Source organism: Streptomyces sp. NPDC058955, assembly GCF_042741435.1.
Lineage (GTDB): Bacteria > Actinomycetota > Actinomycetes > Streptomycetales > Streptomycetaceae > Streptomyces.
Genome location: NZ_JBHYKM010000067.1, coordinates 9,334 through 19,081, shown reverse-complemented (window position 1 = coordinate 19,081; position 9,748 = coordinate 9,334). Strand labels below are relative to the sequence as shown.

Sequence of the window (9,748 nt, the reverse complement as noted above, 5' to 3'; positions counted from 1 at the left end):
GGCGGGGGTGGTGGGGGGGGGGGGGGGCGCGCCGCGGGTGGGGGTGGGCGACGCGCGGGGCGGCGGGGTGGGCCGGGTTGTGGGGTTGGCTGTGGGCGTGGACGGGGGGGGCGGGGGGCGGGCGGCGGGTGGGCCCCGCCCGACTTCACCGACACGGTACGGGCATACGGCCCCGGCGTAAGGCTCGCCGCCCTGACCGGCAGCCCCGGCGAGGGCAGCTGGATCGCCGGCTGGTCCGACCTGGACCTCCTCGTGATCGCCGAGCACGAGGCCATCGGCCGGGTCCACGAGGCCCTGGAGCAGTACCAGACCGCTCTGAGCGGTGCGGCCTCCCTCGGTCCCACCCTCGTCACGCCCGGCGAACTGACCGCCCGACGCCTCACCCCGCGCCTGGCGTTCGTCCTCCATCAACTTCAGCAGGGCAGCCCCGTTCTGCACGCCGCACCAGGCCTCGAACTGCCGACGATCGGTCGAGACGAGCTGGCGTTCGCCGCCGTCCATGAACTCCCTCAGGTCGTCCTGACCATGCGCCGACTGCGCGCCGACGCGGGCCCGGCCACTCTGCGGCAGCTCTACAAGCATCTTGTGCTCGCCTGCCGCCTCCTCCTACGCGAGCACAACCAGTGGGAGTCCGGCCCTGACCGGATCCTCGCCGCGGCCTCCCGTATGCCGGGCCTGCTCGCCGTGTCGGTACCCTCCCTGGCCGAGATCGCCAGTGCCTGGTGCGAGGGCGACACCGAGCTCGTTCTCAAGCCCGTCACCACAGCGGTCGACCAGCTCCTCACTTGGTACGCCGCCCAGCTCGCCGCCTGAACGGCCTCCCCCTTCGTCTTCCCTTCTCCATCCGACAGGAGCTTCGCCATGCCCGAAACCATCGCCGTCCCGTCCTTCTCCGCCCGGATTGTCGAACGGCTCAGCGTCGGAGCCACGAGCCGCCGCGAGCGCGTCATCCACTCCCTCGACGGCCTGGAGAACCCGGTCCACCCCGACACCCTCGCCAACACCGGGGCCGACCTGTGGCGTCTGCTCCAGGAGCAGGTGCCGGACGGACTCGGCTCCGTGGACTTCCTCCTCGGCCTGGACGCCGGCGGCATCCTGCCGACCGTCTCCCTCGCCGGCGCCGCCCACCTCCCGTACAAGATCGCCTGGAAGCTGCACCTCCCCCTCGACGGCGCGGTCCGCTTCAGCGAGCCCCACGCGATGCGCACCGATGTCTTCGCGTACGGCATCGCCCCCGGACAGCGCATCGTCATCGTGGACGACGAGATCACCACCGGCCGGACCCTGGCCGACCTCACCCGCCGCCTCCGCGAGGCCGGCGCCGTCCCGCTGGCGGCGGCCTGCCTGGTGGAGGACACCGCGCGCGGAGCCCGCGACCTGCTCACCGACCTCGGTCTGCCGCTGGTCTCGCTCACCACGATCGAGGGCGCGGCGTGACAGCAGTCGCCCCGGTGGGGATCCGGTTCCACCACGGTTCCCTGGTCGTCCCCGCCGGGGCCGTGCACACCACCCCGCTCGGGTACGACCGCGACAGCGTTCCCATCGGCGCACCACTCCCGCTTGCCGCCTCCGCCGAGCTCGTCCACCGCCTGAGCGGGTGCGGTGAGGTAGTGGTGGCCTTCGAGGGGAAGCTCGGCGACACCCTCCTCGCGCTGTCGGGTGTCCGCTCGGTCCTCGACTGGCTGCGGCTGCGGTCAGTCCGCGTGGCTGTTCGGGCGGTGGGTCCGTACGCGGGGCTCATCGCCCGCACCGGGCTGATCCGGCAGCCCCAGGCCACCACGCCCAGCGGCTGGCGGGCCGTGATCGGAGACCGCCCCGGCATCGAGGCACACGGCTCGGAGGCAGCGGTCAGCCTGGTGCTCGACCCGGCCGCCCCACCGTGTTGGTCGACCGCCGGCCGCGCCCACCCGGCCCTGCCGGCCCGCCACTACCTGGCCCTGGAGCGACGCCTCGGCATCCGCCTGCCCGCCACGGCACCCTTCGCTCCGACCCTCGCGACCGGACCGAACAACCTCGTGGAGGAACTGCGCTCGGTGGGCTGGCTCGGCGGCCTGAACCTCGCCGCCATCACCGCCACCAGCTGGCCGGAGCGCAAGGACTACACCGCCCAGCGCTACATCACCCTCGCCGAGCACATCGCCGAGGCCCAACAGGCCCAGGCCCGTCTGCTACTCATCGGCGGCAACCCGGACGGGGGGGGCCCCCGCCGCCGCGCGGCGGCCCCCCCCCCCCCCGCGCCCGCGCCCCCCCCCCCCGCCCCGCCCGCGCACCCCCCCCAGCACCACCCCCACCCCCCCCCCCCCGCGCGCGGCGCCCCCCCCGCCCCCGCCCTGGTTCAACCTCGGGGGCGCCCCCCCGGCGGGGCGCCCCCGCATCACTGCGGAGGCTCCCCGGCGCCACGTGCAGGTCCTCCACCTCGACGGGATGCCGGCCGACCACCTCGCCGATCTCTTCCCGCACTGCCACCTGATCGTCGGCAACGACACCGGCCTCACCCACCTCGCCGCGATGGCCCGCGGCCGGGACGGAAGCTCCCCGCCCATCATCGGTTTGTACGCGCGCCACAGCCACAGCAAGTGGCGCACCGGCCTGCCGCACCACCACGCCGTCGCCACCGACCTGTCCAACCGCATGCACCAGGGCGACCTCTGCCCCGTCCGCGACGCCATCGCCCCCGACACGAATATCCACATGGACGCTTTCCCGCCCGCCGCGCTGGCCCAGGTCTGCCTCGAACTGCTCAACGGGGTGAGGCAATGACCTTTCAGCCTCCCCTTCGCCTCGGTCCGGTACGGCGCTTCACCTGCAACCTGCTCTGCCCCGTCGACCTCCTCGGCCGCCCGCTGCTCCTGAAGTACACCGGCGACCCGGCCGAGGCCCGCGAGGAGATCCGCGGCCACGCCCGCCTCGCCCGGCACTACCGCGTCCCCGCCCTCCACGCCCATCTGCGCGTGCCGGGCGGCCGCCTCCTCGCGTACGAACGCCTCCCCGGCGGCACCGACCAGGGCCTCCTGCTCGACCTCCTCAACACGGACGAGGCGCGCGGCGACCTCCACACCTACATGGCCCAACTCACGACCGTGTACCGCGAGGTCATCTTCGCGACGGCGTGGCCGGCCGATCCGGCGCACGTCGTCCGCAAGCTGTACTGGGACCGCGCGGCACCCGGCGGCCGACTCGACACGTACTACGCCGGCAAGGACTTCCTGATCGCCGACGGCCTCATCGACATCCCCGTCTCCCGCCTCGACACCTACACCCTGAACATCAACGGCCGCCGCCACCGCCTGGACTGGGCCGCCACCCTCCGCTGGCTCCGCGCCCACTTCGCCACGGCCGAGCCGGTCTGGGCGGCCCTCACCCAGGGTGACCCCACCGACGTCAACCTCGCCCACCCGCTCGCCTGGTTCGACTACGACACCGCCGGTATGAACAGCATCCCCGGCGAGTTCGCCAACTTCCTCTGGTACGCCTCCGCCCTCGGCGGCTGGCTCGTACCCACGTACAACCCGACCGCCCTCGCCGACCACCCCGCCACCTTCGCCCACGTCCCGGCCAACACCCCCGAGATCCGACGAGCGGCAGTCGACCACACCACCAGCACCATCCACATCGACTACACCCCGCGCCTCTCGGCACCCCGGCGAGCCGCCGTGACCGCGTACTGGAACCAGCTCGTACAACCGGTCGCGGACCGTCTCTGGCCCGGCAAGGACCTGGCGAATCTGCTCCGCCCCTACCTCGCCATGCGCATCCTCGGCGTCTACAACCTGGCCGACCTGGCCCCCGAGGACCGGCTCGTCCTCCTCGCCCGGCTCGCCGAGGCCATGAGCCCCGCCTTCGACTCGACCACCTACTTCTGCCCGCTGGAGTCGCCATGCCCGGCCCCCTGAACGGCCGTACCGCCCTGGTCACCGGTGCCACCGGCGGCCTCGGCTCGGCCATCGCCCGACGCCTCGCCGCCGACGGCGCCACTATCGCCCTCGCGCACCTTCACGAGGAGAAAGCCGCAGCCGAGCTCGCCACCCACATCACCGACAGCGGCGGCACCGCAATCCCCCTGGCAGCCGACCTCCGAGACTCCGAGTCCGTACGTGCCCTCTGCCACCAGGCCCACGACCGGCTCGGCCCGATCGACATCCTGGTCAGCAACGCCGGCGCCTACCCCCGCCGACCGTGGACGGAGACGACACCGGCTCGCTGGGACGAGGCCCTGTCCATCAACCTGACCAGCCACTACCTCCTCGCCCACGAGCTCACCCCCTCCATGGCGGCCGTCGGCTGGGGCCGGATCATCACCATCGGCTCCGTCCTCGCCACGGCGGGCCGCCACGACCTGTCCGGCTACATCAGCGCCAAGGCCGGGCTCGAAGGACTCACCCGCGCCCTCGCCCGCGAACTCGGCCCCGCCGGCATCACCGCCAACTGCGTCGCCCCCGGCTCCATCCGCGTCCCCGCCGAGGACACCGTCGTCGACGACCCGGAGGCCATGACCGCCCGGCAGCTCGCCCGCCAGTGCGTCCAGCGCCGAGGCCGCCCGGACGACGTCGCAGCCGCCGTCGCCTTCCTCGCCACCAACAACGCCAGCTTCATCACTGGCCAGACCCTGCGCGTCGACGGAGGCTGGATCCTTGGCTGACATCTGGCTCATGCGCCACGGCGCCTACGAAGGCCACCGCCCCGGCTACCACGCCCCGCACGAGGCCGCCCTCACACAGGAGGGCCGCGACCAGGTACGCCGCTCCCTCCCCCTCCCCGAGGGCATCACCGCGATCGTCACCAGCCCGATCCCCCGTGCCCGCCAGACCGCCACCCTCGTCTCGCACCTCACGGGCCTGCCGATCGTCGCCGTCTCTGGCCTTCTCGCCGAATGGCGAGCCCCGAGCATCGTCCTCGGCCGCACAGCCGAGACCTACCCGCCGGCCTACCGCGCCTGGCGAGCCCGCCGCCTCGCCAACCCCACCCTCCGCTGCGAAGACGGCGAAAGCCTCACCGACCTCCACACCCGCGCCCGCCACTGCGCCGCCTTCCTCCACCACACCGCCGGGCGCTACGGCCCCCTCCTGGCCGTCTCCCACACCCTCCTCCTCGGCGTCCTCACCCACCTCCCAGAAGGCCCCTCCGCCTTCACCACCGCCGCGAAGACCCCATGGCAGTTCGCCGAACTCCGTCTTCTGCCCCAGGTGCGCCACACAGGGCCCGAGCCGACCGCTCCGACGAACTCAGGTGACGCCCCCGGCTTCGGCCCATGTCGACCGGATCAGCCGAAGGCTCTGCCGCCGCGACGAGACGCGCCTTCAGACCCCTGTCGAGAGCTCGGGACGCGCGTCAAGAGCAGTCCGGCAGACGGCCTCTTGCACGTCCGTGTACGCCAGCAGATAGACGATCCGGATGCGTGACGTCGGATGGGCTTCGAAGTAGCTCACGGTGGCCGCCAGCAGGGTATCCACGGTGCGATGCAGATCGCTGTTGCCTCCGCCAGTTCCCAGCAGCGGCAGGACGACCGAGCGCAGTGGCTCCCCAGCCTCGGCGAGCCGGTCAACCTCAACCAGGATGTTGCGAGCGCACCGGGCCAGATCCATCACCTGGCGGTAGCCAGAGCCGGGTTCTCCCTCGACTCCAGCAACATGCGCGATCCTCCGGACCTGATGGCTCTCCAACAACTCGCCCGGCCCAGTGACCAGTACTTGGCCCGCCGACACGTACGGCCGGCCGTCCATCAGTTCGACAAGCTCCTTGGCGATCACGTCGTCAACCAGATGCCCGGCGTCGTCCCGGCGGCCCCCGTGGTAGCGGATCGCAGCGGAGACGGTCGGCTCGTCGATGCGGGACATCTCCATGCGGGTGTTCTCTGGATTGACCCACACGTCGACGCCGAGCACATTCGCAAGATTTCCGGTAACTACTCCGATCCGGTGCCGTCTACTGCCGCGCAGAGGGACGTCGAACCGCGTGGACTGTGCGAGCGGGCGCGGGCCTTCGCCCGAAGGTCGTTCACCAGCCAACTGCCTACGCAGGGCGGTGTTCTCACGCTGAGCCTTCTTCAATCGGGCAGTCAGCTCGTCCCGTCGACGGGTCTTGGCGAGCCAGGTGAAGGAGATCAGCATGAAGAAGGCAGCGAATCCGGCCGCGCCGCTGAGGCCGAACCCCAGCGCCCTGCCTTCCGTCAGCGAATCCGGGAAGACCGAAAACAGGAAGAGCGCCGCAGCAAGCGAGTACAGCAGGACGGATGGGAGTTGGAGGGCGTACTGTCGCTCAGCCCGGCTCGGCGCGGACGACCAGATCTGCAGGGCGATGCCGACGACGGTGAGGATCGCTGTGACGGCGAGCTGCAACGGACTCAATGGTGGCGTCCCCTCTGCCTCGGACCGGACACGGGCCGATCATAGGTGTCGCCACCTCTAGGCGATCGGCGAACTGAAGCCATTTAGGGGTGGCTTGAAATCGTTCGTGTGGCGGGAGGGCGCAACGGGAGGTGCACACTTCCCTAGCCGCAGTGGTTGGATCGGTTCATGAATCCCATCGACTTCGGTGACATCTCCGACCTCAAGATCCGCCTCCAGGTCTTGGCCGAGGAAGCCGATCGTCCTCTTGTCACCGTCTTCGGCTCGGGGATCAGCAGTGAGGTCCTCCCCAGCGTCCCCCAGCTAACGGACATCTTCCGGGATCACATGCCGGAGGGGGGTCTGGCCAGGTTCGACGAGACCGTCGCAGAAGCCCAAGACCCCGGCGTCAAGTACCAGAACGCAGCGGCGGTGCTGACCAGGCAGGCAGGTGAGCACAGGGTCATGCGGGCAATCCGGACGGCTGTGCTCCAGGCGTGCCCGGACGTGCTCGAGAAGAACGTGGCAGAGGTTGCCCGGGACGAGGAGCTCTGCCGGGAGTACATGAAGACGGGAAACTGGCGCATTCCTCGCGGCTACAGGCAATTCGCAAAATTCTTCGCATCACTAAACGGGCGGATGCGGGGCCCGATCATCACTACGAACTTCGATCCGCTGATCGAGCTCGCCCTCGGTCAGGCTGGCGTGCCCGCGGTCCCGATCCCCATCCCGACCGACACCACCCCCACCCTGCAGCAGCTGAAGGAAGCCATCGCCCAGCCGGTGCTGCACATCCACGGCTATTGGACTGGCCGGGCGACGAGCAACGTACCGACGAGGATCACCTCTGACCGCCCCGGGCTGGACGATGTACTGAGGAAACTGCTCACCAACGCGGTCGTACTCGTGGTGGGCTACAGCGGGTGGCTCGATGGCTTCATGAAGAGCCTGAGCAGCACGGTCCTTGACAAGGCCGATCTGCTGGAGGCCGAGGTTCTCTGGGCGGCGTATGAGACGGATGCGGCCGCTGTAACGAGCGGCGCCATCGGTAGATTCGTGGGAGCACCCGGCTTCACCCTCTACCTCGGAGTCGACGGACACGAGCTGTTCACGGACCAGTTGGATCGGGACGAGACAGAGACCGAGGAGACTTCTTCTCCCTTCGGGTATTCCCGGGTGCCGCGCACTTTGGTCGACTCGGCCTCGTACCAGCCGGGGGCCTTCGCGGAGGGCACCCAACCAGTGTGGGCGGACGCCGCACCGGGCCGCTGGCCGGTCCTCAGCTCAACGGCCCTCCTGGAGCAGAAGGTGGTCGAGCGCTTGCGGGTCGGCGGTGGCGGCGGTGCGGTAGCCATCGGTCCACTTGGCGAGGGCAAGTCCCTGGCCCTGCGGCAGGTAGCGCACGCGGTGGCGGGCTCTCGGCCGGAGTGGAACGTACTGTGGCGGGATCCCGGTGCGCCGGTGCTGACCAAAGAGTGGCTGAACGAGGTCCGTGCGGCAGGGAAGACCCTCATCTGCGTCGACGAGGCCGACCTGATCATGGAAAGCATGGCGGCCACTAAAGATGTGTGGGCGACCGAGGGGTCGGGCATCGCCTTTCTGCTCGCCAGTCACGACCGGCTGTGGTGGCAGGGCGCCGGTTCGGCACTGCAACCGTGGATCGACGATGTCCTATTCCACGGCATCACCGACGATGACGCCAGGAACATCGCCCTGACCTGGCAGGGGCTCGGACTGCTGTCGGACGGGAACCAAGAGGTCGACACCATCGCGGAGCGACTCGCGACGTCGGCAGACGCCATGGCCGCTGAGAGCAACACACTCTTCGGAGCGGTTCTCGACGTCCGGTACGGGGCGGATCTGGGTGCCCGCGTGGAAGATCTGGTGCGCAAGCTCCACGAGATCAAGCTGACCGACTCCGTCGATCTCGGCGACGTCTTCGGGGGGATCTGCGTAATGCAGCACACACTCGACAAGGACGGCAACTTCGGCAGGGGGGCCAGCAGGTCGGTGATCGCGGCCATGGCGGGGTTCGACCCCGTCTTCGCCGACGGAAAGATCCTTCAGACGCTCGGCCGGGAAGCTGCGGTGACCTTTGCTGGCAACCGCGTCTACTGCCGGCACCCATCTATCGCTGCAACCGTGGTCGACTACCTGCACCGGGAGGGAACCGCTGAGAAGGTCTACGAACTCGTGGGTCAGGCTGGCGGGGAGCGCCTGGTGAAGAAGGCCACGACACTCGAGGGCTATCGCGACGCCTATTTGCTGCCCCGCTTCCTGGCAGCGCCCCAGTCGGTTTGGGCAGCCACGGGGGCAGTGAAGGGCACCGGCCACCAGGTCCTGGAGTCGCGGGTGTCCCTACTGCGGGCGCTCCGCATGGAGGGAAAGCATCGGGCCAGCGCCTACGCTCGGGGGCTTGCGCCTCGACTGATGGACTATGTCGACTACCGCGGGGCCGTCAGGGCGTTCCTGGTGGAGTTCTCGATCTCACTCAGAGACGAAGGCGAAGCCCAGGCGTCGGCCGGTCTGGCAGCTCTCGCCCTAGACGACCGGCTCGGCTATGCGCTCGACGCGGATCGGGCCGGCTACGCGCTGGTGAGCCTCGCCAGGTCGGCCGCAGCACTGAACGCCCAGACCGGCGACCAGACCACCAAGGACGCCCCCGCCCTCTGCTTCATCTTGCTGGAACGCGTACGCGGCGAGGAGAACGCTTTGACGTACTTGAGCTGGTACCGTCCACCGGCAGGCCACGAACTACGGCAGCTGTCGACGGTCAAGATCTGCAGCCGACTAGCAACTATGTTCGACAGGACGGCTTCGCAGGCGGCCCAAACGACCGGAATCGTAATGGAAACGCACGGGATGCTGGCCTTCGACTCCCTGCGCCGCCTGGCAAAAGGCCCCCACGGGCCGGCCGGACGGTGACCCACGCCCGCGCCCAAACCCGGCGGGAGCCAGCGCCTCGGGCTCGACGCGCATGCCTAGGCACCATCTCTTACGACCCAAAGTAGAGGCTCCCCCGGCAGCCGGGATCGCGCTGCGGCCACTTCAGGGCCGAAGGCAGCGGGAGCCAACGAAAACAGCTCGCCAAGCTCACGCCGCAGAGCAGCCAGCGGTGCTGGTCTCAGTTCTGGTCTCATTCGCCCCCGTCCGGGCCCGTCCGGACGGGGCCACCCCGAACGCTCCGCCGCAGGTCAGGACGCCCACGACCCCCGCCGGACCCCCGTACGAACATTTGGAAAGCGTGTTGGGGGCAACCCCTCACGAGTTCGAATCTCGTATCCTCCGCCAGTGCCTCACCGGGCACGTTGTGGGGGGGGGGGGGGCCGGGGGGGGGGGGGGGGGGGGGGGGGGTGTGGGGGGGGTGTTGTGTGATTTTTCGGGGCGCCGCTCTGGGGGCGGGGGTGGGGGGGGGGGTCGAGAGC

8 protein-coding genes are annotated in these 9,748 nt (G+C 70.1%); 7 read left to right on the top strand and 1 reads right to left on the bottom strand.

Features of this window, described 5'->3' with window-relative positions; translation table 11 throughout:
* The first annotated feature begins 252 nt into the window (after window positions 1–252).
* The 6 genes from ACFW1I_RS23830 to ACFW1I_RS23805 all read left to right on the top strand — a co-directional run bounded on the left by ACFW1I_RS23830 (window position 253) and on the right by ACFW1I_RS23805 (window position 5,399).
* A complete protein-coding gene (locus ACFW1I_RS23830; RefSeq protein WP_384673289.1) occupies window positions 253–813 on the top strand; it encodes a hypothetical protein in 561 nt (186 codons plus the stop codon).
* Window positions 814–861: 48 nt separating this feature from the next.
* Window positions 862–1,437, top strand: a complete 576-nt coding sequence (locus ACFW1I_RS23825; RefSeq protein ID WP_367467097.1) for a phosphoribosyltransferase family protein — start codon at window positions 862–864, stop codon at window positions 1,435–1,437.
* A gap of 963 nt (window positions 1,438–2,400) precedes the next feature.
* Complete coding sequence (locus tag ACFW1I_RS23820; RefSeq protein ID WP_384673286.1) at window positions 2,401–2,760, top strand: glycosyltransferase family 9 protein; 360 nt, start codon at window positions 2,401–2,403, stop codon at window positions 2,758–2,760.
* Window positions 2,757–3,893 (top strand): hypothetical protein, encoded by a 1,137-nt coding sequence (locus tag ACFW1I_RS23815; protein ID WP_367442552.1) that lies wholly within the window; start codon window positions 2,757–2,759, stop codon window positions 3,891–3,893. Before ACFW1I_RS23820 ends, ACFW1I_RS23815 begins: the two co-directional genes overlap by 4 nt.
* Window positions 3,878–4,639 carry an SDR family NAD(P)-dependent oxidoreductase gene (locus ACFW1I_RS23810; RefSeq protein ID WP_150161224.1) on the top strand — a complete coding sequence of 254 codons (762 nt, stop codon included), beginning with the start codon at window positions 3,878–3,880 and terminating at the stop codon, window positions 4,637–4,639. Before ACFW1I_RS23815 ends, ACFW1I_RS23810 begins: the two co-directional genes overlap by 16 nt.
* Complete coding sequence (locus ACFW1I_RS23805) at window positions 4,632–5,399, top strand: histidine phosphatase family protein (protein ID WP_234311707.1); 768 nt, start codon at window positions 4,632–4,634, stop codon at window positions 5,397–5,399. Before ACFW1I_RS23810 ends, ACFW1I_RS23805 begins: the two co-directional genes overlap by 8 nt.
* On the opposite strand, the gene ACFW1I_RS23800 is transcribed toward ACFW1I_RS23805, so the two are convergent.
* Window positions 5,298–6,335 (bottom strand): macro domain-containing protein, encoded by a 1,038-nt coding sequence (locus tag ACFW1I_RS23800; protein WP_223831044.1) that lies wholly within the window; start codon window positions 6,333–6,335, stop codon window positions 5,298–5,300. The genes ACFW1I_RS23805 and ACFW1I_RS23800 overlap by 102 nt on opposite strands.
* Window positions 6,336–6,512: 177 nt before the next feature.
* Here ACFW1I_RS23800 and ACFW1I_RS23795 point away from each other — a divergent pair, with 177 nt between their 5' ends.
* A complete protein-coding gene (locus ACFW1I_RS23795; protein ID WP_030854466.1) occupies window positions 6,513–9,248 on the top strand; it encodes an SIR2 family protein in 2,736 nt (911 codons plus the stop codon).
* The last annotated feature ends 500 nt before the right edge of the window (window positions 9,249–9,748 follow it).

Excerpts from the sequence above, each read along its gene's own strand:
- ACFW1I_RS23825 (WP_367467097.1), top strand. The coding sequence starts at position 862 with ATGCCCGAAACCATCGCCGTCCCGTCCTTCTCCGCCCGGATTGTCGAA.
- ACFW1I_RS23815 (WP_367442552.1), top strand. The coding sequence starts at position 2,757 with ATGACCTTTCAGCCTCCCCTTCGCCTCGGTCCGGTACGGCGCTTCACC.
- ACFW1I_RS23810 (WP_150161224.1), top strand. The coding sequence starts at position 3,878 with ATGCCCGGCCCCCTGAACGGCCGTACCGCCCTGGTCACCGGTGCCACC.
- ACFW1I_RS23795 (WP_030854466.1), top strand. The coding sequence starts at position 6,513 with ATGAATCCCATCGACTTCGGTGACATCTCCGACCTCAAGATCCGCCTC.